This is a genomic window from Vibrio sp. Of7-15, assembly GCF_022347565.1.
Taxonomy (GTDB): domain Bacteria; phylum Pseudomonadota; class Gammaproteobacteria; order Enterobacterales; family Vibrionaceae; genus NORP241.
The window spans coordinates 126,580-153,122 of sequence record NZ_JAKRGH010000006.1; the positions used below are offsets into that span (position 1 = coordinate 126,580).

Sequence of the window (26,543 nt, forward strand, 5' to 3'; positions counted from 1 at the left end):
CTATGAAAAAAAAATTAGCCATATCACTCATTCCGTTTGCTTTAGCTGCTTGTCAAACTACTCATGAAGACAGTAATAAGTTGTACAACGGCCCCATGACGCCTCAAGAGCAGTTGCATCAACTTCAGTTCGATAGAGCCAATGAATTGGTCGAACATACGGCAATACTGCACAACGCTATGTCTGCTTATTGTGCCAAAAATGCTTCGCTTGAATCTGTGCAGTCAGCTTGGACTGAAGGAATGGAAACATGGATGGCATTACAAGGACAGGAAAAAGGTCCTGAGCAAGCATTGTCATTAAGCTGGAGCATGCAATTTTGGCCTGACAAAAAAAATACCACAGGCCGAAAAATGAAAGAGCTACTTAAACAGAATAAAGCTTGGAATAGTTCTGAAATTGACAGCCAGAGCGTTGCCGTTCGTGGCTTTGGTGCAATGGAATGGTTGCTCTTTGAACAAACTTACCAATTGAAATCGGCCAATGGCTGTTCAATTGGAAGTGCGATAAGTCAGAACTTAATGAATAATAGCGCCAAAATAGCAACTGCTTGGCGTACCAACCCTTGGGAAGATTTATCGGATTCAATGTGGTTGTCTGAATATGTGGGTTTACTCGCTAATCAGCTTGATTACAGCATGAAAAAACTAAGCCGACCACTAGGGGAAATTGGTAAACCTCGTCCATATCATTCTGAAGCGTGGCGTTCAAAATCTTCACTGATTTTGCTAAAAGCAAACCTAGAAGCACTACAGCAAACGTATTTAGCTAACGGTAATGGTTTAGATAAAATTCTTAGAGAAAAAGGGTTAGATGAGTTGGCCGATCGTATTACTGATCATTTTGAAACGAGTATCAGTACGTGGCCAAAAGACGAGTCGCTCTTTACTCTAATTAAAACGCGTGAGGGTTATCAAAAAGCGCTTGGCCTATACAATGATTTTGAGTATCTCAAATACTTAATTCATGAAGAAATTGCACTGAATTTAAACGTAGTAGTAGGGTTTAATGCAACCGATGGCGATTAACTCTAAGCGCAGAGCATTACTGAAAGCGGCAGTTGGTGTCGCTCCTGCCAGCCTATTGCTAAGCGGGTGTTCAAACTTATCGGCATCTAAAAAGACTACGATTGTTGGCTGTAGTCGCTCTCATCAAGGCACTTTTGGTGTTGTTGCGGCAACAGAGCAAGGCCAATCTATCTATCGGGTTGCATTACCTGAGCGTGGCCATGGTATTGCGATCCAGCCAAAGGGAGATCTTGCCGTCGCATTTGCCCGTCGACCTGGGCGGTATATGCAAGCCTTTAATCATACCACGGGCGAAGAGTGGGGCATTCGCGCAGCTGATCCGAATCGACATTATTATGGCCATGGTGTGTTCTCCTCAGATGGCACACTCTTATATGCCACTGAAGGGATTTCTGGAACCAGTGAAGGGGTTATTGGCGTTTATCGTGTAGAGCCTAGTTTGCCTAAAGTCACGGAGTTTTCGGGTTTTGGTATTGGTCCACATGAAGTTATTCTTGTTGATGATACAACGTTAGCCGTTGGAGTTGGAGGAGTGCATACTAATGGTCGAACAGCTTTGAATCTTGACTCGATGCAGCCTGCCTTGGTGTATTTATCAACAGAAACTGGTGAAGTTTTAGAATCGGTGACAATGGAGGATAAAAAGCTCAGTATTCGCCATTTATCTTCCACTTCTGATGGCAGAGTACTCTGCGGGCAGCAGTACCGTGGGGAGCCTGAGTATGGTGCGCCATTGGTAGCCATTCATCAGCGAGGTGGAGAACTACAGGTATTAAATGCAGAGCCAGAACAGTGGTTACGATTTAATCATTATATCGCCAGTATTTCAGTGCTTGACGATTTAGTGCTTGCCACTTCTCCGCGAGGAAATTGCTATGGTATTTGGGATTTAAACACCAATACATTATTAGAAATTAACTCATTATCTGATGCTTCCGGTGTTGGCGTGAAAAATCACCACTGGCTGGTTGGTTCTGGAACGGGAAAGGTCCTTCAAATAGAGCCGAATTTAGTGGCAAGTTCTCATCAAACAGATGTTATGTGGGATAACCATTGGTCTATTATTAGTTAATGAGCTATTTATAGCAGAAATTATACGATAATGGTTGTGTATTGCTCGTGTGATTGTATATAAACCACTTTTTAATGGATAAAAATTTAAGAAGTGGTTTATGGTGACGGCCTAGTCAAATATGCAATGAATAGGTCGTACCGATAGTAAGACAGATCAATGATCACAATAAATACACTGTTATATTTTCTGTGGTTTGCCATAATCTTATATGAATCTGTATGGAGATGGATAATGGCGCGAACGGTATCGATTTTTCTATTATTAATGGGACTTTTTAGTCCTTTGACTTCTTGGGCTGAAGAAATTTGGCCGCAAAAAGAGGCAATAAAGTGGGTCATTAAGGCAACACCAGACAATGCCGCTACGCAGTACCCACAGAAGCTTGCGCAGTTGTATTATGCTAATTCATATCGCCCATTCTGGCGTGACTATCGTTCACGTCGAGTTTTTGAATCTCAATTAAAAGAGCTGGCTCTTTCTGATATTGCAGATAACTTCTCTATTCGCTATTACGATTTATTAGATGCAAAGCTTAGCCGAAACTGGCGTCACTATGATGTTCTAGCGACGGACACATTGCTTGCTTACATTAGCTATGTAGATCAAGCTCCAAAATTTGGTAAAAGCTGGTTTTTTGGTGGGGATGTGTCTAATTTTTTACCTGAGCCTTCAGAGCCAATGCTTCAAGCGTTTATTGAAGCGGTGGACAGTAAAACGTTATACCAGTACTTGCAGGCGCTTTCTCCTCAGTCTGATCAATATACTTACATGACAGATTCATTAGCACATTTATTGCAGCTTCAGAAGCAAGGCTGGCCTGTTTACCATCAAGTGCGCATGGCTAAGAAAAACGCCATTTTAAGCGACAAAGCAACTCTAGTGACCATCTTAGAGCGATTAGGTGCCCTGACTCCAGAGCAAGCTCTAAATATTCGCCTTGAAGATAATGAGAGCTACAGTGCAGAGTTGCAGATGGGAGTGAAGCGTTTTCAAGAAATCCACGGACTTAAACAGGATGGTATTATCGGTAAAAATACTCTGTACTGGTTGCAGCTAGGACTAGAAGAACGTGTGCGCATTATGGCGTTGAATATCCAAAGGTTACGGATATGGCCAGAAAGTAAGCAGAGCACCATTTTAGTGAATATTCCAGATTATAAATTGGAGTTCTGGCTTGAAGATGAGCTTGTACTCGACAGTCGAGTTGTCGTTGGCCGCCCCTCTCGAAAAACACCGTTGTTTGATGCGCGATTAGATTCAGTCGTTTTTAACCCTAGTTGGAATGTACCGATTAAAATTATGCGTAAAGACATTCTACCTAAGATAAAAAGTGACAGTGAATATCTTGCACGCCATAACTACTCAGTATTACGCAGCTGGAGTAACCGAGAGGTGATTCCTCTTGATACGATTGATTGGTCTCAGGTAACACCAAATAACTTTACGTATCGGCTGCAACAAAGGCCGGGGAATGGCAATGCGTTAGGGCGGTATAAATTTAACACGCCAAACCGTAATGCCATCTATTTGCATGACACTCCGTCTAAATCGCTTTTCAATAAAGAGTCGAGAGCATATAGCTCAGGTTGCATTCGTGTTGAACAAGCCAGTGTCTTGGCTGATGTGTTAATGAAAAACTCGAATATTAACCTCTCTCGTGTAGCGAAGTATCGTTCTAACGTGAAAACAAAATCGGTATCACTGAAAAATAGAATTCAAGTTTATACGATCTATCAAACCGCGTGGGTTGATGAAGATGGGAAGGTCAATTTTAGAAAGGATGTCTATAATTACGACAAAATGCGCAATCACTCAAAATCTAGAAAAAAATTAATGTCTGCTTATGTTCATTAATTTTCTTTATAGCTCAAAGAGTAACCGTATTTTTCGTGCTTCGCTGTAATATTAATCAATAAAACGGTATTTGACGCTCAAGTTTTATGCCGTTATCTTGCCGATTCTAATATTTTTTGTTTGGTTTATTGATTAATTGGCTCTATATGTCTCACGTTAACATTCAACGCAGGAACCTGTTATTGGCTGGTGGTTCCTTTTTTGCGCTCGGGGCTTTAACCCCAAAAATGGCATTTGCCAGTTTACTCAAGGAAGAACCTCGTTCATTAGCATTAAACAATCTTCATACTGGTGAAAAGCTCGACACTGAGTATTTCAACGGGCAAGATTATGTTCGTAAAGAGCTAACTAAAATTAACCACATTTGTCGTGATTTTAGGCGAAATGAAATCGCCAACATGGATAAAAGGTTATTCGATCAAGTCAGTGCTATCCAGCAACTGATTGGTTGTAATGCCGAAGTGACTGTTATCTCAGGTTATCGTTCTCCTGCAACGAATGAGATGTTACGTAAGAAGTCAGGCGGGGTTGCGAAAAAAAGCTACCACATGCTGGGCCAGGCTTTAGACATGCGTTTAGAAGGTGTTCCTCTTGCTGAAGTGAGAAAAGCGGCACTTTCTTTAAAAGCGGGTGGTGTAGGTTATTATCCTAAAAGTAACTTTGTTCATATTGATACTGGACCAGTACGTAGCTGGTAAGCACTTAAATAGAACAGCATTGAAAAACAACATTAAAGGCGAGATATTTTATCTCGCCTTTTTAGTCCTAGTTTAGCTTATTGTCATTGAAGTGCTGATGAAGGGTAATATATCGCTGCCGTTTCTTCTCTTTTAGATATTGCAAGTCGACAATAACCAATCCATCAACGCAGTTGGCAAATTCAGGGTCAACATTAAAGTCGGCAAACTGCACACCGCCATACTCACACAATTCACTGTATTGTTTGTACAAAGTGGGAATACCGACATTAAAGTGGCTTAGTAGGGTCTTTAGCTGTTTAAGATCCCGGTGGTAGTTGTTCCCTTCAAACTTTTCTTTTAACTCGCTTAATATTGAATCTTCAAGTTGGTATGGTTGTTTAGAACAGGCAATATTACTTGTTGAACCAAAATATAAGCGATAGAAGTAAATTAAGAGATCTTTAGCAGGGGCTGGTATTGAATTACTGATGGATACGGGCCCAAATAGATAGCGAAATTGTGGGTTTTTAGCTAAAAAAGCCCCAATGCCCAGCCACAAGTAGTCTAGACTTCGTTTGCCCCAGTACTTGGGTTGAATAAAGCTGCGGCCTAATTCAAGCCCATTTTGTAGATAAGGCTCCATTTTGTCGCCATAGTCAAAGAGTGAATGGCTATATAGCTCGCTCTGTCCATATTGAGCAATTAGCTTTTTAGTATCACAAAATCGATATGCGCCGACTATCTCCAGATCGTTAGGATCCCAAAGGACTAAGTGATAGTAATGGCGATCATAGCGATCTACGTCTCGTCGTCGCCCTGAGCCTTCACCTACAGATCGAAAAGACACTTCTCTTAATCGACCTACCTCTCTCATTATTGGTGATTCATCACGATAATGGTAAAGGTATATGTGTTTTCCATCGGGGGTTTGGCCAAGAGATTCGCAGTGTGTTAAGGCTGCCTTTAACTCTAGGCGAGGTTCCGGATGGGCTATGGCAACTTCTGTGGGTAACAGCCCTGGCTTTTTTTTGCCAATTCGATACAGGTGTTTATGGAATAATTTTATTTGGGTCGATTTAGGTAAGTGAGATAACGCGCTGTATGTGGTGTATGAAATGGCCTCACCAACTCTAAATTCAATTTGGTTGTTTTCATGTTTGAACATCTCTTTTACAAGTAGCAATGTAGATAAAGGCTTGTATAGCATGGATGTGCCGTAAAAAAGTGCTGAATTACGCGCATGTACATAAATGGGAAGAATAGGGGCGTGAGCTTTAGTCGCTATTTTTAAAAAACCAGAATGCCATTTACCGTCTTTGACACCACTAGGCTTAAGGCGTGATACCTCACCAGCAGGGAAAATAATAATAGCCCCATCATTGTGAAGCCAGCTATCAATGGCTTGTAGGTTTTCTTTTGGGGTGCTTCCACTCATATTATTGACAGGTAACAGGCATGAGTCCAATGGTGTGATTTGTGACAGTAGGTGATTCGCGACTATCTTAACGTCTGGGCGTATATCTCTAATGAGCTTGAAAAGAAGTAAGCCATCCAATGATCCAATAGGGTGATTAGCGATGATCACAACTCGGCCTGAAGGAGGGATCCGCTCTTTTTCTTTGGCACTAAATTTATAGGTAACATTAAACAGATCAATGACCTGATCAATAAACTCAATACCTTTTAAATGAGGATAGAGTTGGCTGAAGTTTTGAAAATCACTTTCATTTAGTAAACGTTTTAATGTGGAAGCAAGCGGTTTATGTAGCCAGGGCTTGTTGGTTAATACTGGGTATTGTGTAGAAAGAGCGGAATCTATGTCTAACATCCTTGTTCATTACCTATTTTCTAAAATGGACGTAGTTTTAAAATAAGACGATGAAATGACGGAAATATGTCGACGTGATGATGTCTGTATGACTTCTGTGTCTCTTCTTGTTTTAAGTTGAGCTCATGAGTGAGAGCGCAAGGGGAAATTGGAGAGAGCTACCTAGCATGGTATTCTTTGGGCAATTACCCTATGAATTTAGTGAGAGAAATAATGAGCCTGCAATATAAGATTGTCCCCGTGACCCCGTTTGAACAAAATTGCTCGATTGTGTGGTGTGATGAGACCATGGAAGGCGTGGTTGTTGATCCTGGAGGTGATGTAAAAGAATTATTGAGCGTTATTGAATCACTTGGTGTGACGATTAAGCAGCTTGTACTTACTCATGGCCACCTTGATCATGTTGGAGGTACTCAGCCTCTTGCTAACGCATTAGACGCTCGTGTGATTGGCCCGCATGAAGACGATAGTTTTTGGCTACAAGCTTTAGAAAATCAAAGTCAGATGTTTGGTTTTCCGCTTACCAACTCTTTTGAACCAGAGCAATGGTTAAACGAAGGTGATACGGTGACGGTAGGCAATCAGGTTCTGTCTGTTTACCATACCCCTGGTCATACACCTGGACACGTTATTTTGCACAGTGAGTCTGCTCAAATAGCATTTGTTGGCGATGTATTGTTTAAAGGCGGTGTTGGCCGTTCTGATTTTCCAAAAGGCGATCATCAGACTTTAGTGAACTCCATTAAAACTAAATTGTGGCCATTAGGTCATGATGTGCGTTTTGTGCCAGGACATGGTCCTGAATCAACATTTGGCCACGAGCGAAAGACAAATCCATTTGTTGCGGATGAAATGCCAATTTACTAATTATCTTGAGCTCAGATTAATTACCTAGAGCTTAAGTAATTAGATACTAGTTTCGCTCGGCTGCGGCCAGAAAGCGCCGAGCGAGGCCGATAAAGTCGGGTATAGGCCTATCTAACTCTTCTGCTGAAATATAAACATCAAACCCTAATAGCTCTCGTTGATAAGTCATTCTATTTGCCAGTACGGCTAGCAGCCCTGTATAGCGTTTCCCCGTTTCTGTTATATAGGGAGTATCATCAAATAAGATATCTTCTAACTGATATTTATCAACTGGCTGGTACTTAAAGGCCATTACTAATAATATTCGCTGCTCTACGATTATTTTACTGGCCATTCTAGGGCAGATGGCATCCAGAAAAGCATCATAATGATGGAGTTTAATACCAACCCAAGGCAGTGAATCGGTCAAATTGGTAAGATAGACATGATTGATGTCCGCAATATTCTTCCATTTTACAGCCCAGCCCCCTTTGTTGGTATGCTGCTGCAAGTGCATATCAGTGAGTGTCATGGAAATTTTTGGGTTATAGATTGCGGCGATGCTAAGACAAATCGTTGTGCCTCCTAACAGAAAAAGAATGCCCACAAGAAGTGGCGTGGTTTTACTGATAAATAAAGTAATAATTGCAGCGCAAACAAACACAACCCCGACTGACAATAAGCCGATAGCCGAAAATTGGTGTTGTGTTTTTATATGCACGCTATTCATATGATTGTACTTTCCATGTTTAGATTTCTACCCTCAACTATAAATATGAACTAAAATCAGTTAGATTTGTGAAAAGAAAGGCAAGAAAAAGTAGCTAGAAAACTGTGATTTGTCTCACTTTTGGCCGTGTGGCTATTTGGCTCCTACAAAAGTGATCAAATATCTGGTATAAAACGCGCTTACTTTTTCCCGCTGCTGTTCAGCGGAGAGTGAAGTAGGGAGTTTCTTGTGGTGAGTTATTGGTATTTGTATCCAATGGCGTCAGGAACAACCTATGCAACGGAGTTAGAAACTTAATGAGAATTGCTCACAAACGTAAGATTCAGTCAAAGCTACATAAGCGTATCAAAGCAAAAGTAGTTGCGACTCAAGCAAAACCAGCAGTTGCAGAGCCAGCAAAAGTTGTGGCTAAGCCTGTAGAAAAAAAAGCAGTAGCTGAAAAAGTGGTAAAAGAGACGGCGAAAGATGTTTCTCTTACACCTAAGCAGCAAACAGTGTTTGATATTGTTCGCGACAATACTGATGGTATTAACCCGAAAGGTATCGGCCTTATTGCAGGACAAGAAGATTCAAAAGCAGCTTCTTGGGCAACAGGTGCACTGAAAAAATTAGTTGAAGAAGGCTTAGTTGAACGTGTTCAACTTGCAGGTAACAAGGTTATCTATAAAGCAGCTTAACAACTATCTCCCTACTTTGAGTTTTCAGAGTAGGGAGTTGTCATTATCCATCCTCTCTTCTTAACTTCCCCTATTATCTAGTTTGCTTATGCATTTTCTCTATTAGAGTATCGATCTTAGATGCTTGTAATTGAACGGTGTCTTATTATGCAGCTAGTTATGTACTGAGAGAAATAAGCGAGATTAACGGGAAGAGGAGGATAATACGGGAGTACATGAGATACTCCCGTCATGAGATCAGAGTTGCTTAAAGAACCGCAGCAATGCCTTTACATAATGGACCCATATTGTCTTTTGTCATACCTGCAACGCTGATACGACCAGAACCAACAATGTAAATACCAAACTCTTCTTTTAAGCGGTTTACTTGCTCTTTACTTAAACCAGAGAATGAGAACATGCCATTTTGACGCTCAATGAAGCTAAAGTCTGCTTTAACGCCTTCTGCTTTTAATGTGGTAACAAATAGCTCACGCATTTCTTGGATACGATCACGCATTTCTTTTACTTCTTGCTCCCACTCTGCACGTAATTCAGCGTTGTTTAGAATCTGAGTAACAACAGCGGCACCGTGCGCTGGTGGGTTTGAGTAAATAGAACGGATAATCGCTTTAACTTGTGAGAATGCTGTTGCCGAAACTTCAGCTGTTTCACCAACTAAAGTGAAAGCACCGACACGTTCGTTGTATAGGCCGAAGTTTTTCGAGAAAGAGCTCGCAACCAGTAGTTCTTTACAGTGTTTAGCGAAAGTACGTAGACCCGCAGCGTCTTCTTCTACGCCCTTAGCAAAGCCTTGGTATGCAAAATCAAATAATGGCAGTAGCCCTTTATCAGCGCACAGCTTAGCCAGTTGCTCCCACTCAGCAGCAGTAGGATCGATGCCTGTAGGGTTATGGCAGCATCCGTGTAGTAGAACAACATCACCAGCTTGTGCTTGCTCTAGGTCTGCGAGCATTGCTGGGAAGTCTTTATCGTGTGTTTCAGCGTTGTAGTAGCTGTATTGTGCTGTTTCAATACCAGCTGCCGTAAATACGCCAATGTGGTTTGCCCACGTTGGGTTGCTGATCCAGATCTTCACATCACCAAGTTGGCGTTTAATGAATTCACCTGCTACACGTAACGCACCTGTACCACCAGGAGCTTGTGCTGTTTGAGCACGTTTCTCGCTGATCACTGTTGCGTCATCACCAAAAAGTAGCTTTTGAACCGCTAGGCCGTATTCAGCAGTACCTTGAATTGTTAGGTAAGACTTGGTTTTTTCATTTTGCAGTAAAACCGCTTCGGCTTTTTTAACCGTTTTCAGAACAGGCGTTTCACTTGCTTCAGTTTTGTAAATACCAACACCTAAATTAATCTTTTCAGCACGAGAGTCTTTTTTGAACTCTTCAGTTAGGCCAAGAATCGGATCTGCTGGAGCTGCGGAAATTTTTTCAAACATTATCTTCGTCCGTGGTGATTTAAACATGATATATCTTTGTCATTTATACCTCTACCCGTGGTGCTTTTACAACAATTTCAGAGTGAATAAGTTATATTTTTCAATTTAAAGGTAGGCTTTTATTGATTCTAGAGCAAAGTAAGCCTCTGAGGCTGTTTTTTTGAAAATTAGTATCAAAGTCAGTGCCAATAAGAAGTAGAGGAATGAAGTACGATTGCTGGTGAAAGGGAGAGCGCGAAACTCACAAAGAAGAATGAACTATTTCAGTGAAAAAGGTGAGTACAGAGATAAACTTGAGGTATAAAAAAGCCACGTATAAACAGGTTACACATGGCTTGAATAGCATTTGTTAAGTAATTAACGAACTATTATTAGAAGTTAGCAGAGCGTGGTGTACGTGGGAATGGGATCACGTCACGAACGTTACCCATACCTGTTACGTAAGACACTAGACGCTCGAAACCTAGGCCGAAACCAGCGTGTGGTACTGTGCCGTATTTACGTAGGTCGCGATACCAGCTCATGTGCTCAGGGTCGATACCCACTTCACGCATACGCTCGTCTAGGATGTCTAGACGCTCTTCACGCTGAGAACCACCGATGATTTCACCGATGCCTGGTGCTAGTACGTCCATTGCGGCTACTGTCTTACCGTCATCGTTCGCACGCATGTAGAATGCTTTGATGTCTTTCGGGTAGTTTTTAACGATTACAGGCGCTTTAAAGTGCTCTTCCGCTAGGAAACGCTCGTGCTCAGAAGACATGTCGATACCCCACTCAACAGGGAATTCGAACTCACGACCTGAATCTAGAAGAATTTGGATTGCGTCAGTGTAGTTTACTTGTGCGAAGTCAGAAGATACGAATTGCTCTAGACGAGTGATCGCTTCTTTGTCGATGCGTTGAGCGAAGAACTCAAGGTCATCACGGCACTCTTCAAGTACTGCTTTGAATACGAATTTAAGCATGTCTTCAGACAGCTTAGCAACGTCGTCTAGGTCTGCGAATGCAACTTCAGGCTCAACCATCCAGAATTCGGCTAGGTGGCGGCTTGTGTTTGAGTTTTCAGCACGGAAAGTCGGGCCGAACGTATACACTTTGCTTAGTGCACAAGCGTATGCTTCTGCGTTTAGCTGGCCAGATACGGTTAGGAATGTCTCTTTACCGAAGAAGTCTTCGTTGTAATCAACATCGCCTTTCTCTGTGCGAGGTAGGTTTTCCATGTCCAGCGTAGAAACGCGGAACATTTCACCTGCGCCTTCTGCATCAGAAGCTGTGATCAGTGGAGCAGATACCCAGAAGAAGCCTTGCTCGTGGTAGAAACGGTGAATCGCTTGAGACAGACAGTTACGAACACGTGCAACTGCACCGATTACGTTTGTACGTGGACGTAGGTGTGCTACTTCACGAAGGTACTCGATAGAGTGACGAGTTTTCGCCATTGGGTAGGTTTCAGCGTCTTCAACCCAACCAACAACTTTAACGTCAGTTGCTGCTAGTTCAAAATCTTGGCCTTTAGCCGGAGATTCAACGATTTTACCAGTGACCTCAACAGAGCAACCAGTTGTCAGTTTTAATACTTCTTCCTGGTAATTATTTAACTCATTTGGGACCACGGCCTGAATCGGGTCGAAACAAGAGCCGTCATAAATGGCAAGGAAAGAGATTCCAGCTTTGGAATCACGACGTGAACGGATCCAGCCGCGAACAGTTACTTCACTGTCTACCGCTAGCTTGCCGCCAAGTACGTCTTTTACAGGCGCGTAAGTCATGCTTAGATTATTCTCCGTTGAGGCACATACTATTCAGCGTATTTTGCTTGCTGAACATTCATGCTTATTAAAATACATTCCAAAGAGACCATATTACCTGTCTTATATCAAGCTTCAAGCCTTGTGATGACCTGAAAGGGTAAATTGATTAAGTAATTGTTCTAATTGCTCTGATAGCTGCTCAAGATTTACGCTGATCGCTTCACTTTGCGAGGCGTAGTCAGAGGTGGCGTTGGCGTGTTCGGTAATTAATTCTATTTTTGTTTTCACTTCGCCACTGAGTTCAGATTGAATACTTGATTGGCTTTTAATGTCATTGGCATGTTGATGAACGATTTGCGTCTGCTGAACCATTTCATTGAGCGCTAAAGATAGATTTTCGATCATTTCTGAGCGCTGATGTGCGGTATGACAGGTATTATCAACGGTAAGAACTGATTCATTACTGTCAGTTTGGAACTGAGTTATGATGGTTTGGATGTCGTTGGTTGCATCACGAGTACGGCTTGCAAGGTGCCTAACTTCATCGGCTACCACAGAAAACCCTCTGCCTTGTTCACCTGCTCGTGCAGCTTCAATAGTCGCATTCAAAGCCAAAAGATTAGTTTGCTCTGCGATGCTTTGTATGACCTCTACAATGGAAGAAACTTGGCTACTTTGACTGTTTAGGCTATTTATTTGGTCTTTTACTTGTTCAATATCTGCAACCAAGCTGCTGATGTCTGTACTCGCGGTGTGAGCGAGCGTGGTACCTGCTTTAGAAGATGCAGTTACCTGTTCACTTAAAGTGGCAGCCTCTGTAGTGCGGTGTTCAACGTTGAGCTGCTGCTGCTGCATGTCATTTATTCTTTGGAGCACTTGTTTGGTTTCATGACGTTGGCTGTCTGCGGCACTATTGGTGTTATGAGAAACATGAATGAGTTCGGTTGCAGCATTAGAAAGCGCATGTGAGGTGGTTTGAACTTGGCTTAGGCTATGAGAAAAGCTATCCAGTAACCGATCAAAGCTGTGGCTGAGTTCACCAATCTCATCAGTGCGATTACTATTGAGCCTATGAGTCAAATCTTTATGCAGGCTGGTTTGCATCATTGTCCGTGAAAGCTTTTTAAGTGGGCTGACAATAATGCGGCGAATAATGTAAAGGGTAAAAATAAACCCAAGAAAGGCGATGACTGCCATGATAAGGCCAGCAATGAGTGTTTTGTTGTTCACGACTTTGTTAATGTCGGTAAGGTTATACTCAAGCCTAACAACGCCTAGAACGTCGCCTTCATTAACCATATGGCAGCTTAAACAATTGGTGCCTCGGTAATTGCTGCTTGCTTTCATTGGCAGTGTTATCACTAAGCCTTTCCCCCAATCGGCAGTGATAGGCTCAACGATGGTTTCTCCCAACAGAGATCGCCTGTCGATGTCATCTTGCGCTTGCTGTCCCGCTAAGCCTGGACCAAAAACATTAGTGATCCCTTCACCACGAACAATACGCGCTTCTTCTATGCCTGAGTGAGAGAGGATTTTTTCACGTAATGTTTCTTTTTGCAGCATAGTACCAGTCAACATCATCATGTTTAGGCTATCGAAGTAATTGCTGGCTTTGTCCTGCAACTGTTCAGATAGAATGTCGTCAATCAGTTGTTTTTGCTGGTTGTATTGGTAAAAGAGGGAAAAGCTTAAAACAAGAGTGAATATAGTGAAAAGGGTTAAAAGTAGCTTATTCGTGATGGTGAGCTGCATACAGAAACACTCGTTAATATCCTTATTATTTGTAAGCTAAATAATAACAATTATGCGACATCTGTTTAATATCTGAGATGATGAAGTGTGACATATAACATGCAACTTATGGAGTACAGTGATGTTTTTCGAAGAGGCTTATGGGGCTGTTGGATGGCTTTTTTGCTGTATTACTTGAGCTATTGAGTGGTTTTCAGTAGCATCCACTGCCTAAAATGATGAACCATTTATTACAATGAGAGAAACTGTATGACCACCGAGCTGTATAAAGAATTTATGTTTGAAGCTGCCCACAAACTTCCTCATGTGCCGGAAGGTCATAAGTGTGGTCGCTTGCATGGTCATTCTTTTTTAGTCCGCTTATATGTTGCTGGCGAAGTGGATCCACATACAGGTTGGATTATTGACTTTTCAGAAATTAAAGCGGCATTTAAGCCAATCTACGATCGTTTAGACCATTATTACCTAAATGATATTCCTGGCTTAGAAAATCCAACCAGCGAAGTATTAGCAGCTTGGATTTGGAATGAACTAAAGCCTAGCTTGGCACAGCTGAGCAAAGTAGAAATTAAAGAAACTTGTACAGCGGGCTGTATCTACACTGGGCCAAAAGAGTCGTAAAAATTAAAGATAACCACCTACAAAAAACGCCAGCTTATACCAAGCTGGCGTTTTATTTTTCAGTAAGTAAACCGAGAGATTAACACATTACTTTGATGGCTAGGCCACCTTGAGAAGTCTCACGGTATTTTGCATTCATATCTTTACCTGTTTCCAGCATAGTCTCGATAACTTTATCAAGAGATACACGTGGATCAGAGGCACGACGTAGCGCCATACGAGATGAGTTAATTGCTTTTACTGCAGCAATACCATTACGCTCAATACAAGGTACTTGAACTTGGCCTGCTACTGGATCACAAGTTAATCCTAAGTTGTGCTCCATGCCAATTTCAGCAGCCATACATACTTGCTCTGGGCTACCACCCATCAGCTCTGCAAGGCCAGCAGCAGCCATAGAACAAGCTACACCCACTTCACCTTGACAGCCTACTTCCGCGCCTGAGATGGAAGCATTTTGCTTGTACAGACCACCAATCGCGCCAGAAGCCGCAAAGTAGCGAGTGTACTCTTTAGGGCCAACAGACTGAATGAATTTGTCGTAGTAAGCCAAAACAGCAGGAACAATACCACATGCGCCGTTTGTTGGTGCGGTAACTACACGGCCACCAGCGGCGTTTTCTTCATTAACAGCAAACGCGTACATGTTCACCCAATCCACTACTGTCATTGGGTCGTTAGACAGTTTTTCAGAGGTGATAAGCTGTTGGCGAAGAGCAGCTGCGCGACGAGGCACACGCAGTGGACCAGGTAAAACGCCTTCTTCGTTCATACCACGGTCCATACATTCACGCATGGTTTTCCAGATATTCGCAAAGTACGTTTTAATTTCGTCTTCTGCATTGATCGCACGCTCATTTTCCATGACTAATGCGCTAACAGATAACCCAGACTCTTTACACTTATTAACCAGCTCTTCGGCAGTGTTAAAGTCGTGCGGAACTTGAATCTTATCTTCGTCTTCTTTACCGAAGTTTTCTTCATCAACGATGAAACCACCGCCGATTGAGTAATAGGTCTTAGAATAAGCTTGTTCATCGCCGATCCACGCGTGAATTTGCATGCCGTTTTCATGCAGATCCAAGTTTGTTGTGTGGAAGTTCATTCCACCATCTTTTGGAAATTCAACCGTGTGGCAATGCATACCGACAGGTAAGCGCTCGGTTTCTTCTACACGAGCAATGAAGCCCGGAATAGAATCAATATCAACGTGCTCTGGGCTATTCCCTGCCAAACCCATAATGATAGCAATGTCAGTGTGGTGACCTTTGCCAGTCAAAGAGAGCGAGCCGTAAACATCAACAGTTATTTTAGTGATGTCTCGCAATTTTCCCATGCTGCGTAAATCATCAATGAATTCTTTGCCAGCTTTCATAGGTCCTACAGTATGAGAACTAGAAGGGCCGACGCCAATTTTATAGATGTCAAAAACGCTAATCATGTTTATTACCTCGAATTGAGCCCCCATAATTTATGGAGGCCCTTTATTATCATTATTGTCGTTATAATTTATAACGCGCCGTAGATTACAGAAGTAATGGCCGCAACACCACAAAGTGCTGTGAAAATACGAACAGGTGTTGCTGTTTTGTACTTAGCCATTGCTGGCACGGTGTACATAGCAAACACAGGCATAAGGAATAGGATGGCTGCAATCATTGGTGCACCCATAGTTTCAATCATACCTAGGATACTTGGGTTAATGATTGCCACGATCCAAGTTGTGATAACGATGAAAGCAAGAGATGCTTTTTCAATAGTTGTCACTGGCGCTTGAGAACGTGATTTTACTAAACCAACTAGACCTTCATGAGCACCTAAGAAGTGACCGAAGTAGCTCGAAGTGATTGCTGCAAAGGCTACGATAGGGCCAAGGATAGAAATCAGAGGCGATTCATGTACGTTAGCTAGGTAAGAAAGCACGCTGATGTTTTGCTCTTGAGCTGTCGCCAGTTGCTCTGGAGATAGAGAAAGTACTACAGAGAATACGAAGAACATCACGAAGCTCATTAGCATCATCGCTGCACCACCAGTGATCATGTCAGTTTTTGCTACTGCATTGTCACCGTATACACGACGTTGTTCTTTTGAGAACTGGCTGATCACAGGGCTGTGGTTGAATGAGAAAACAATGATAGGAATTGCTAGCCATACAACAGAAGGCATTGAGCTCCAGTCTGGGCTTACAGAGATCATTGATGTGTTCCAATCAGGGATTAGGTACACAGAAAGCGCCAGTAGGATGAATACCAGAGGGTATACCATTGCTGATGTTGCTTTAAGCATTAGCTCTTTACCGAAAACCACACCACAAGTCATAAGTGTAATTAGCACACCTGACAGTAACCAGCGTGGAATAGATTCCATACCCAGTTGATTTACCATGAAAGAGTCAACGGTATTCGTGATACCGACACCGTAGATGAGAACGATAGGGTAAATCGCAAAAAAGTAAGCAAAAGTGATTAGGTTTGCGCCAGCTTTACCAAAGTGTTCTTCTACAGTGTCAGTGATATCTGCTTCTGGGTTTTTCGCCGAAAGTACGAAGCGAGCAAGACTTTTGTGTGCAAACCAAGTCATTGGTGCTGCAATCAGGGCAAGAATTACAAGAGGCCAGAAACCACCTGCACCTGCTTTAATTGGAAGGAAAAGAACACCTGCACCTACAGCGGTGCCGAAAAGTGAAAGGGCCCAAGTAAAATCTTTATACGTCCATTTTGCTTTAGCAACATGGGTTGATGCTGTTTTAGAAACAGTTTGCATATTTGATACTCATTAGTTTGAAACAGGAACAGGAATTACGGAACGGTGGGGATTCTCACTGTATTAGGGAGATAATACTATGACCTGGATCGATAAATGAAACAGCTCGTATTCATAGTACAATTAAAGGTGATCTGAGTCACGTATTTTATGTGCCACAGATAAAGAAAACTAATGATTAAAGTTAGATTTACTCATGCCAGACTTGTTGCTGGAGGCTCCGTATTATCTGGGCTGTAGCGCCCCAGATGGCATGCTCATTATAAGATATTGAGTAGATGTTATGAGTGGATCCATTTGTGTAAAATTGTTGTTGAACAAGGTTGCTAGGATTGAGTAAATGTTGCCCCGGAACTTCAAAAACGTCCATCACTTCTTGGTGGTCTATTTGAGTTTTGTATTGGCTAGAAATCAGCCCTAAATATGGAGTAACAATAAAACCACTGATGGTGGGTAGTTTAGGTAGGTTTCCAATGATCTCGATATGCTGAGATGAAATCCCAATCTCTTCTTCTGTTTCTCGGATAGCTGTTGTGATTAGGCTATCATCACTTTGCTCGTAACTGCCTCCGGGGAAACTAATTTGCCCTGGGTGATGGCGTAAATGGAGTGCACGTTTGGTGAGAATGACATTAATACCACTTTTTCGTACGACGCAAGGGATCAAAACAGCCGCTTGACGTAGGTTGTCGACATTAAGGTTGTGCTGTTTCGCCCGTAGCAGGCTGAGTTTGTCGTAAGGGGACGACGGGGTAAGTACAAAGCGACTCAAGAGGGTTTCTTTATCCATAACAACTCCATTTGTTACTCCCTCCTGAGTGCTTATTTCGGAGGGGTTACTCTAACACTGGCAGAATTCGACTCAGTTTGTCCAGAGTTTCTTGATATTCTGCGTCAGCTTGACTGTCAGCAACAATGCCTCCACCAGCCCAAGCATGTAAGTTTTGTTCATGAGCAATTAAGGTTCTTATAGTAATGCTGGTGTCCACTTTACCGCAGCGGCTAATATAACCAATGCTGCCGCAGTAGACATTACGACGATGAGGTTCTAACTCTTCAATGATTTCCATGGCACGAATTTTAGGGGCACCGGTAATAGAGCCTCCAGGGAAGCAGGCTCGTAGTAAATCTTCTGCTTGATACTTATCATCTAATGTCGCTGTGATCGTGCTGACAAGGTGATGTACTGCTGGGAAGCTTTCAATCTCAAATAAATGAGGAACCGATACCGAGCCCGGTTTGGCGACTCGGCCAATGTCATTTCTCAGGAGATCCACAATCATGAGGTTTTCAGAACGATCTTTTTCCGCTTGCTGTAAATCCTTGGCATATTCGGTATCTAGCTTAGGATCAGAGCTTCTTGGGCGAGTGCCTTTAATTGGCTTAGTTTGGATCGCTTGTTGTTCTAATTGTAAAAAACGCTCTGGGGAAATAGAAAGAATGGTTGCTTCTGGTGTGCGAATAAAACCAGAAAATGGCGCTTGGTTGGCTTGTTCTAATTGTTTATAGGCGAGCCATTCACTCCCTTCATACTGAGCTTTAAAGCGCTGTGTTAAGTTAATTTGGTAGCAGTCACCGGATCGCAAGTATTCTTGGACTTGGTTAAATTTCTGTGTGTAGACCTCTTTGCTCATGTTGGCTTGCCAAGGAGAAGTAAGCGCAAACCTTGTAGTCGGTTGGTGTATTTGAGCAAAGCTTTCAAGCCAGTGGAGGCGATCGGCACCGTGAGGTTGAACCAAAGTCAGTTTTTTTAACTTATGATCAGCAATAAGAGCCCAATCATACAATCCAATGGCCATATCAGCAGTAGGAATATCATGTTCAGCGGAAGAGGGCATAGCTTCGACACGTCGGCCCAAGTCATAGCTAAAATAGCCTAACGCGCCACCAAGAAAAGGTAAATCATCACTGACTGGCAAATCAGGTAATAAACGCATTTTATAGTGCCCAAGTAAGGCGAAAGGATCTTGGTCACTGTTTACAGTCTGCTTGCCATTGACACAAATTTGCGTGTTGTTGCCATGAGTGACTAACGTCGCCACAGGATCGGCGACTAAAATATCAAAACGGTTATCAGGATGTTGCTCTGCCGCTGATCGTAGCAGCATTGCCCAAGGAAGATTTGAAATAGGCTCAAAAAAATCAAGGATATTCCTGTGATTGTATTCAAGCTCTTGGAATGTGAGAGTTGATTTTAATTTGCAATTCATTTTCTTTTTTGTGACAAACGTTACATTGGCTAATAGCGCTAAATTGCTGGCAAGAGTATCATAAAAAGCAGCACTAACGACGCTCTAGGATGACATTTGGTGATGCTCACGTGGCCAAATGCATTATAAGTTTCCTGGAAGCAACTTACTTAGAGCGTCAGGGAAGCATAATAATCAAAAAAGAGGCATTTATGACTGTCATCCGCAAAGAAGATGTGATCAGCAGCGTTGCTGATGCGCTTCAGTATATTTCGTACTACCACCCACTTGATTTTGTCCAAGCGCTAGAAAAGGCGTACAACAAAGAGCAAAGTCAGGCAGCAAAAGACGCCATTGCCCAGATCTTGATTAACTCAAGAATGTCGGCAGAAGGCCACCGTCCAATTTGTCAAGATACTGGTATTGTAACTTGTTTTGTAAAAATCGGCATGAACGTACAGTGGGAAAGCGATCTGACAGTGCAAGAGATGGTTGATGAAGGGGTGCGTCAAGCGTACAACAACCCTGATAACCCGTTACGTGCCTCAGTTGTTGCTGATCCTGCTGGTGCGCGTAAAAACACCAAAGATAATGCGCCAGCGGTGGTTCATATCGATATGGTGCCAGGCAATAAAGTTGAAATTCAAATCGCTGCGAAGGGCGGCGGTTCTGAAAACAAAACTAAAATGGTGATGCTAAATCCATCTGATGATATTGCAGAGTGGGTGGAAAAAACATTACCAACAATGGGCGCAGGCTGGTGTCCACCGGGTATGCTGGGCATAGGTATTGGCGGCACGGCTGAGAAAGCAGCGGTGCTTGCAAAAGAGTCTTTAATGGAGCACATCGATATTCATGAATTGATCGAGCGTGGCCCACAAAATGCCGAAGAAGAGCTACGTTTAGATATTTTTAACCGTGTAAATAAGCTAGGTATTGGAGCGCAAGGCTTAGGCGGTTTAACCACGGTTGTTGATATTAAAATTAAGACAGCACCAACACACGCAGCTTCTAAGCCAGTATGTATGATCCCGAACTGTGCGGCGACACGTCATGTGCACTTTACATTAGACGGTACAGGCCCTGCTGAACTTGAAGCGCCAAAATTAGAAGATTGGCCAGAAGTGACTTGGGAAGTGGGTGAAAATGTTCGCCGTGTCAATTTAGATGAAGTGACAAAAGAAGACGTACAAGAATGGAAAACTGGTGAAACTGTTCTGCTTTCAGGCAAGATTTTAACGGGCCGTGATGCTGCACATAAACGCATTCAAGGTATGTTAGAAAAGGGTGAAGGTTTACCTGAAGGCGTAGACTTTAATAATCGCTTTATTTATTACGTTGGCCCTGTTGATGCCGTGGGTAATGAAGTCGTTGGTCCTGCTGGCCCGACCACATCAACGCGTATGGATAAATTCACGGACATGATGCTGGGTGAATGTGGCTTAACCGGTATGATTGGTAAAGCTGAACGTGGCCCTAAAGCGGTTGAATCCATTAAAGAGCATAACGCGGTTTATTTAATGGCAGTAGGCGGCGCGGCATATTTGGTGGCTAAAGCAATTAAAAAAGCACGTGTAGTAGCTTTTGAAGATTTGGGTATGGAAGCAATTTATGAATTTGAAGTGGAAGACATGCCTGTCACTGTTGCGGTAGACTCTTCTGGTCAAAATGCACATCAAATGGGCCCTGATACTTGGAAAGTAAAAATTGCTGAGATGGATGCCTAGCCATTTGGGTTAATTAAACAAGTTGATTGATTCAGCTGAATTAAAAAAGGAGCTTTTGAGCTCCTTTTTTTATGTAATAACAAATCTATTAATTATTGTGAATGATTTCTACTCATTATGTTTATATACCATACTCTAACTTACAGTGGTTGCGGGTATGTTGGTAAATAGTTGAATTTTAGAGTAGTTAGATAGCACTATCTGATTTATTCTTCTACTTTGATCTATAAGTATAAATTGAATCAATATGTGTCAAGGATTGAGCCCTTATGTATAGCAAGATGGTTTTAGCTACGCTCGTTAGTGCTAGCTTGTTAGTTGGGTGCGAAAAAAAGGAACAGGTGATCCCTGAACCCGAATCTCGCCCGGCTAAAATGTTTACTGTATCGGTGGGGGATCATGCTTCACACCGTACCTTTCCTGTCATCGTTGAGGCTGGTGATAAGGCTGTATTAGCGTTTCGTGTTCCGGGGCAATTAGCGAGTCTTTCTGTACACGCGGGCGAGTTAGTGAAAAAAGGCCAAGAGCTCGCCGCTTTGAATTCTGATGAATACTCTTTATTAAAAAAGCAAGCTCAGGCGAACTATGAATTGGCCGAAGTGCAGTTCAAACGGATAGCCAAGTTACGTAAAGATAAAGTCGTTTCTGAACAAGATTTTGATTCAGCAAAAGCGAGCTTGACGGAAGCTCGTGCTGCCTTAGATCAAGCCAGTGCTAATTTGAGCTACACCAAGCTTCAGGCTCCTTATGACGGGGCTATCTCGATTATTTCTTTTGAAAATTTTGAATATGTCGGTGCAAAGCAAGATGTTATGCATATTCAAACTAACCAAGTGCTGAATGCTGTGTTCCAATTACCTGATCACCTTTTACAGCGTTTTAGCTATGGAGAGGACATTGACGCTCAGGTGACGTTTGATGCGTTTCCAAAGCGCAGTTTTCCGGTGGAATTTCAAGAAATTGATACGGAAGCAAACCCCAATACGAACAGCTATAAAGTGACGACGGTAATGAGTCGCCCAAGTGATTTAGGGGTGTTACCTGGCATGTCTGGTCAGATTAAGTTGACGATTCCAAAAGGGAAAAGTGGCCGTTTACCGAAAGCGGCGTTAATTGAACAGAATGGCGAGACATGGGTTTGGCGTGTTGATGATCAAGGCCGTATCGAAAAAGTAAAAGTAGCCTTGAATGAGAAACGACAAGTCATTGATGGCTTACAAGATGGCGATCAGATTATTTCTTCCGGTGTAACGGACTTGGTAGAAGGCATGAAGGTACGTGAATGGATTAAGGAGCGAGGGCTATAACATGAAATTTTTATTTCCAATCAGCCTGATCACCAGCGCACTTGTGCTTTCTGGCTGTACGCCTCCTGCACAACAAACGGAAATGTCACTGCCGATTGTGACAGCGTATAACGTTAATGATCAAGCGACGGCCGATAAGTTGTATTTTCCTGCTGTGGCTACCGCAGCCGATCGTTCTCATCTGAGTTTTCGAGTGGCTGGTGAGATTCAAAAGCTGGTTGTAAAAGCGGGTGATTTTGTTACTAAAGGCCAGTTAATCGCCAGTATTGATACGACAGATTATCGCTTAGCCGTAGATGATGCAAAAGCACGTTACTCGGTTGCGAATAGCCAATACAAGCGTTCAAAACCTTTAGTTGATAAAGGGCTTTTAGCGAAATCTCAATTTGATGAGCTGGCTGCTCAGCGAAAAATTGCGAAAGCTGAACTAGATTTAGCCAATTTGAGATTAAGCTTTACCTCATTACGAGCACCAGCCGATGGGGTTATTTCACGTGTGTCGGTTGAAGAATTTGAGAATGTTCAAGTTGGTCAGCAAGTTGTGAATATTCACAGCACGACAGACGTAGACATTATGCTGCAAGTCCCAGACAAAGTTTATGCAAATCAGCCTGATGCAAAAGTGATTGATACGATTGAATCGATCGTGCGTCTCGATAATGGCTCAGAATACATAGCGAAAATAAAAGAGTTTACCACTGAGCCCGATCCGGCATCTGGTTCGTATATGGTTACGCTAACCATGCCAATGCCAGAAGATAAATTCATTTTAGATGGCATGGCAGTGGAAGTAACAACCGACAGCAAGGAGGTTGGAATTAATACCCCCGAAGGTATTTCCATTCCTATAGAAGCAATTTTTAATGCTGATGGTGACAAATTAAATAGCTTAGAAAAATACGTTTGGGTGATTAACGATCAAAACGTGGTGACTAAGCAGCCTGTTGTGACAAACAAGGTAAGCAGTGGTGGAGTCCGAGTTGTGAAAGGGATCAATCAAGGAGATCGTATTGTGATTGCAGGAGTTTCACGATTACGTGATGGTATGACAGTTCAGCTGTCTAAGCAGGAGGCACAATAATGAATCAGGGACAGGGCATTGCCGCCTATTTCATTAAAAACAGCGTGATAAGTTGGATGCTCGCATTGATTTTTTTAATCGGTGGTATCTCTGCTTTTTTTGGGTTGGGTCGATTGGAAGATCCTGCCTTCACCATTAAAGATGCCATGGTTGTCACTTCATATCCAGGCGCTACCCCGCTTCAAGTGGAAGAAGAGGTCACTTACCCACTGGAAAAAGCCATCCAGCAATTAAGCTATGTGGATGAAGTTAATTCTATTTCCAGTCGTGGTATGTCTCAAATTACAGTGACCATGAAAAATAACTATGGCCCTGATGACTTGCCACAAATTTGGGATGAACTTCGCCGGAAAGTCAATGACTTGAAAGCTCAGCTGCCACCAGGGGTGAATGATCCTAGTGTGATTGATGATTTTGGTGACGTATTCGGTATTCTTTTGGCCGTGACGGGTAAAGGTTATTCCTATAAAGAATTATTAGATTATGTTGATTACTTACGCCGTGAGTTAGAGCTAATTGATGGAGTGGGTAAAGTTTCGGTCTCGGGTGCTCAGCAAGAGCAAGTTTTCATTGAAATTTCGATGAAGCGATTAGGTAATTTAGGTATATCACCGAACACTATCTATAGCTTACTATCTACTCAAAATGCCGTTTCTAATGCTGGTGCAGTACGAGTTGGCTCTGAGTACATTCAAATTCATCCAACGGGCGAGTTTAATGATGTGGAGCAGCTGGGTGATTTAATTATTACTGAAGGAGGAACGGAAGGGGCGCTTTATCTTCGTGATGTAGCTGAAATTAAACGAGGCTACATCGAAGTACCGACGAACATCATCAATTATAACGGTAACTTTGCTCTTAATGTGGGGATCTCGTTCAGCAGCGGTGTGAATGTTGTTGAAATTGGCAAGTTGGTTGATCAGCGCCTTGCTGAATTAAAATATCAACAACCGATTGGGATTGATATTGGTGAAGTGTACAGCCAGCCTAAAGAAGTCGATAAATCGGTTAGCAGTTTCGTTATCAGCTTAGCTCAAGCGGTTGCGATCGTTATCGTTGTGCTGTTGTTCTTTATGGGTATTAAATCTGGCGTTCTTATCGGCTTGATTCTGCTACTGACGGTGTCAGGTACTTTTGTCTTTATGAAGTACTACCAGATTGATTTACAACGTATTTCACTTGGTGCGTTAGTGATTGCATTAGGTATGCTGGTGGACAACGCCATTGTGGTGGTAGAAGGTATTTTGATTGGCTTGCAAAAAGGCCGAACCAGAATGCAGGCTGCTACAGATATTGTTACTCAGACCAAGTGGCCATTACTTGGTGCAACTGTGATTGCCGTTACTGCTTTTGCACCAATTGGCTTGTCAGCAGATGCGACCGGTGAATATTGTGGAACCTTGTTTACTGTTCTGCTGATTTCATTAATGCTGAGTTGGTTTACTGCTATTTCATTAACTCCATTCTTTGCCTCACTGTTCTTTAAAGATCCTGAAAGCAATGCGGAAGGGGAAGTGGTAGAGGCAGAACCATACAATGGTATGGTGTTCGTGATATACAAGAAATTCCTTGAATTCTGTATGAACCGTGCATGGCTAACGGTGTTTTTCTTAATTGTGGCTTTAGGCGCTAGCTTATACGGCTTTACAAAAGTGAAGCAGTCCTTCTTCCCATCTTCTACCACGCCTCTGTTCTTAGTTGATGTTTGGATGCCAGAAGGTACGGACATTCGAGCGACAAATACTAAGTTAAAAGCGTTAGAAAGTTGGTTATCAGAGCAAACTGAAGTGGAACACGTAACCACGACAGCAGGTAAAGGCTTACAACGTTTTATGCTGACGTATGCTCCTGAAAAAAGCTATGGCGCTTATGGTGAGATCGTCACGCGTGTAAGCAGCTATGAAGTGTTAGAGCCACTAATGGCGCGTTTCCGTGAACGTGTGGAAACACAATTTCCTGAAATTCAGTACAAATTAAAACGTATTGAATTAGGCCCAGGCTCTGGTTCAAAAATTGAAGCTCGCATTGTTGGTGCTGATCCAACGGTACTGAGAACTTTGGCTGCACAAGTTATGGATGTGATGCACGCTGACGCAGGTGCTCATAATATTCGTCATGATTGGCGCGAACGTACCAAAGTGTTAGAGCCTAAATTTAATGAAAGCCAAGCACGCCGTTACGGTATTACCAAAGCGGATGTTGATGAGCTACTGGAAATGACGTTCTCAGGCAAATCGGTTGGTGTTTATCGTGATGGCACGACCCTAATGCCAATTGTTGCCCGTTTACCAGAAACCGAGCGTGTAGATGTAAACTCTATTGAAGGTATGAAAATTTGGAGCCCAGCTCTAGGCCAGTATATTCCTTTACAGCAAGTGATCCTTGGTTATGACTTACGTTGGGAAGACCCACTAGTGGTACGTAAAAACCGTAAGCGTATGTTAACTATCATGGCGGACCCTGATCCACTTGGTCAGGAAACAGCCGCTAGTTTACAAAAGCGTTTACAGCCACAAATTGAAGCCATTGAGTTCCCTTCTGGTTACAGCTTGGAGTGGGGTGGTGAATATGAGTCGTCTGGGGAAGCTCAAGCATCGTTGTTCCAAACAATGCCAATGGGTTACTTGTTCATGTTCCTGATTACCGTGTTCTTGTTTAATTCTGTTAAAGAGCCATTGATCGTTTGGTTAACGGTTCCGTTGGCGGTAATTGGGGTGTCATGTGGCTTGTTGTTACTCGATACACCATTTGGCTTTATGGCCCTACTTGGGTTCTTGAGTTTAACAGGGATGCTGCTAAAAAATGGTATTGTTCTACTGGATCAAATAGAAATCGAAATGCATTCAGGCAAAGAGCCTTATAAAGCGGTGGTTGACGCGTCATTAAGTCGTGTTCGACCAGTGTGTATGGCAGCGATTACGACCATTTTAGGTATGATCCCATTGTTACCTGATATTTTCTTTAAACCCATGGCCGTTACTATTATGTTCGGATTAGGTTTCGCAACAGTATTAACATTGATTGTGGTTCCTGTGCTTTACCGAATTTTCCATCGAGTGAAAGTACCAGCTTAATATGAAAATAAGCAGCTAGCGCAGAGTGCTAGTTGTTTACTTCATCTTGCCTCTACTGTGGCGATTCTAACGACGTTAGGTCCGCTTAAAGGGGGAGTAAAGTATCGAGTTCAGGTATT

The 26,543-nt window shown here is 42.6% G+C and carries 20 protein-coding genes; 11 read left to right on the plus strand and 9 right to left on the minus strand.

From position 1 onward, the window contains the following. Positions 1-2 precede the first annotated feature (2 nt). From MHO82_RS09355 to MHO82_RS09370, 4 genes are all read left to right on the plus strand, one after another. Positions 3-1,028, plus strand: coding sequence for an imelysin family protein (locus MHO82_RS09355; RefSeq protein ID WP_239183648.1), 1,026 nt, complete (start codon positions 3-5; stop codon positions 1,026-1,028). Next, positions 1,018-2,100, plus strand: coding sequence for a DUF1513 domain-containing protein (locus MHO82_RS09360; RefSeq protein WP_239183753.1), 1,083 nt, complete (start codon positions 1,018-1,020; stop codon positions 2,098-2,100). Before MHO82_RS09355 ends, MHO82_RS09360 begins: the two co-directional genes overlap by 11 nt. Positions 2,101-2,334: 234 nt before the next feature. After that, a complete protein-coding gene (locus tag MHO82_RS09365; RefSeq protein WP_239183650.1) occupies positions 2,335-3,957 on the plus strand; it encodes a L,D-transpeptidase family protein in 1,623 nt (540 codons plus the stop codon). A 146-nt stretch (positions 3,958-4,103) separates the two neighbouring features. Further along, positions 4,104-4,655, plus strand: a complete 552-nt coding sequence (locus MHO82_RS09370) for a DUF882 domain-containing protein (protein WP_239183652.1) — start codon at positions 4,104-4,106, stop codon at positions 4,653-4,655. A 67-nt stretch (positions 4,656-4,722) separates the two neighbouring features. Here the strand turns inward: MHO82_RS09370 and MHO82_RS09375 are convergent, their stop codons facing one another. Continuing rightward, positions 4,723-6,465: a lysophospholipid acyltransferase family protein gene (locus tag MHO82_RS09375; RefSeq protein ID WP_239183654.1), complete on the minus strand. Its 1,743-nt coding sequence runs from the start codon at positions 6,463-6,465 to the stop codon at positions 4,723-4,725. Between the two features lie 213 nt (positions 6,466-6,678). Here MHO82_RS09375 and MHO82_RS09380 point away from each other — a divergent pair, with 213 nt between their 5' ends. Then, complete coding sequence (locus tag MHO82_RS09380) at positions 6,679-7,332, plus strand: MBL fold metallo-hydrolase (RefSeq protein WP_239183656.1); 654 nt, start codon at positions 6,679-6,681, stop codon at positions 7,330-7,332. Positions 7,333-7,378: 46 nt separating this feature from the next. Here MHO82_RS09380 and MHO82_RS09385 read toward each other — a convergent pair whose 3' ends face one another. Continuing rightward, positions 7,379-8,041, minus strand: coding sequence for a DUF2982 domain-containing protein (locus MHO82_RS09385; RefSeq protein ID WP_239183657.1), 663 nt, complete (start codon positions 8,039-8,041; stop codon positions 7,379-7,381). A gap of 296 nt (positions 8,042-8,337) precedes the next feature. On the opposite strand from MHO82_RS09385, the gene MHO82_RS09390 reads away from it, so the two are divergent. Beyond that, positions 8,338-8,718, plus strand: coding sequence for a hypothetical protein (locus tag MHO82_RS09390; protein WP_239183659.1), 381 nt, complete (start codon positions 8,338-8,340; stop codon positions 8,716-8,718). A gap of 247 nt (positions 8,719-8,965) precedes the next feature. Here MHO82_RS09390 and MHO82_RS09395 read toward each other — a convergent pair whose 3' ends face one another. The 3 genes from MHO82_RS09395 to MHO82_RS09405 all read right to left on the minus strand — a co-directional run bounded on the left by MHO82_RS09395 (position 8,966) and on the right by MHO82_RS09405 (position 13,662). Continuing rightward, the gene (locus MHO82_RS09395; RefSeq protein WP_239183661.1) at positions 8,966-10,156 is read right to left on the minus strand and encodes an amino acid aminotransferase; all 1,191 of its coding nucleotides are present in this window, start codon (positions 10,154-10,156) and stop codon (positions 8,966-8,968) included. 371 nt (positions 10,157-10,527) lie between these two features. Continuing rightward, positions 10,528-11,928 (minus strand): asparagine--tRNA ligase, encoded by a 1,401-nt coding sequence (asnS, locus tag MHO82_RS09400; RefSeq protein ID WP_239183663.1) that lies wholly within the window; start codon positions 11,926-11,928, stop codon positions 10,528-10,530. Between the two features lie 114 nt (positions 11,929-12,042). Next, positions 12,043-13,662: a methyl-accepting chemotaxis protein gene (locus tag MHO82_RS09405; protein WP_239183665.1), complete on the minus strand. Its 1,620-nt coding sequence runs from the start codon at positions 13,660-13,662 to the stop codon at positions 12,043-12,045. Between the two features lie 249 nt (positions 13,663-13,911). On the opposite strand from MHO82_RS09405, the gene queD reads away from it, so the two are divergent. Continuing rightward, positions 13,912-14,283, plus strand: coding sequence for a 6-carboxytetrahydropterin synthase QueD (queD, locus tag MHO82_RS09410; RefSeq protein ID WP_239183667.1), 372 nt, complete (start codon positions 13,912-13,914; stop codon positions 14,281-14,283). Positions 14,284-14,362: 79 nt separating this feature from the next. Here queD and MHO82_RS09415 read toward each other — a convergent pair whose 3' ends face one another. The 4 genes from MHO82_RS09415 to pabB form a co-directional block, all read right to left on the minus strand. After that, positions 14,363-15,724, minus strand: coding sequence for an L-serine ammonia-lyase (locus tag MHO82_RS09415; protein ID WP_239183669.1), 1,362 nt, complete (start codon positions 15,722-15,724; stop codon positions 14,363-14,365). A 68-nt stretch (positions 15,725-15,792) separates the two neighbouring features. Continuing rightward, positions 15,793-17,046, minus strand: a complete 1,254-nt coding sequence (locus MHO82_RS09420) for an aromatic amino acid transport family protein (protein ID WP_239183671.1) — start codon at positions 17,044-17,046, stop codon at positions 15,793-15,795. Positions 17,047-17,236: 190 nt separating this feature from the next. Then, positions 17,237-17,836 (minus strand): CoA pyrophosphatase, encoded by a 600-nt coding sequence (locus MHO82_RS09425; protein WP_239183673.1) that lies wholly within the window; start codon positions 17,834-17,836, stop codon positions 17,237-17,239. 46 nt (positions 17,837-17,882) lie between these two features. Next, complete coding sequence (gene pabB / locus MHO82_RS09430; RefSeq protein WP_239183675.1) at positions 17,883-19,256, minus strand: aminodeoxychorismate synthase component 1; 1,374 nt, start codon at positions 19,254-19,256, stop codon at positions 17,883-17,885. A 191-nt stretch (positions 19,257-19,447) separates the two neighbouring features. Here pabB and MHO82_RS09435 point away from each other — a divergent pair, with 191 nt between their 5' ends. From MHO82_RS09435 to MHO82_RS09450, 4 genes are all read left to right on the plus strand, one after another. Further along, positions 19,448-20,962 (plus strand): fumarate hydratase, encoded by a 1,515-nt coding sequence (locus MHO82_RS09435; RefSeq protein ID WP_239183677.1) that lies wholly within the window; start codon positions 19,448-19,450, stop codon positions 20,960-20,962. Between the two features lie 269 nt (positions 20,963-21,231). Next, positions 21,232-22,269 (plus strand): efflux RND transporter periplasmic adaptor subunit, encoded by a 1,038-nt coding sequence (locus MHO82_RS09440; protein WP_239183679.1) that lies wholly within the window; start codon positions 21,232-21,234, stop codon positions 22,267-22,269. Between the two features lies 1 nt (position 22,270). Beyond that, positions 22,271-23,350: an efflux RND transporter periplasmic adaptor subunit gene (locus MHO82_RS09445; protein ID WP_239183680.1), complete on the plus strand. Its 1,080-nt coding sequence runs from the start codon at positions 22,271-22,273 to the stop codon at positions 23,348-23,350. Beyond that, the gene (locus tag MHO82_RS09450) at positions 23,350-26,424 is read left to right on the plus strand and encodes an efflux RND transporter permease subunit (RefSeq protein WP_239183681.1); all 3,075 of its coding nucleotides are present in this window, start codon (positions 23,350-23,352) and stop codon (positions 26,422-26,424) included. The genes MHO82_RS09445 and MHO82_RS09450 overlap by 1 nt, the downstream gene beginning before the upstream one ends. The last annotated feature ends 119 nt before the right edge of the window (positions 26,425-26,543 follow it).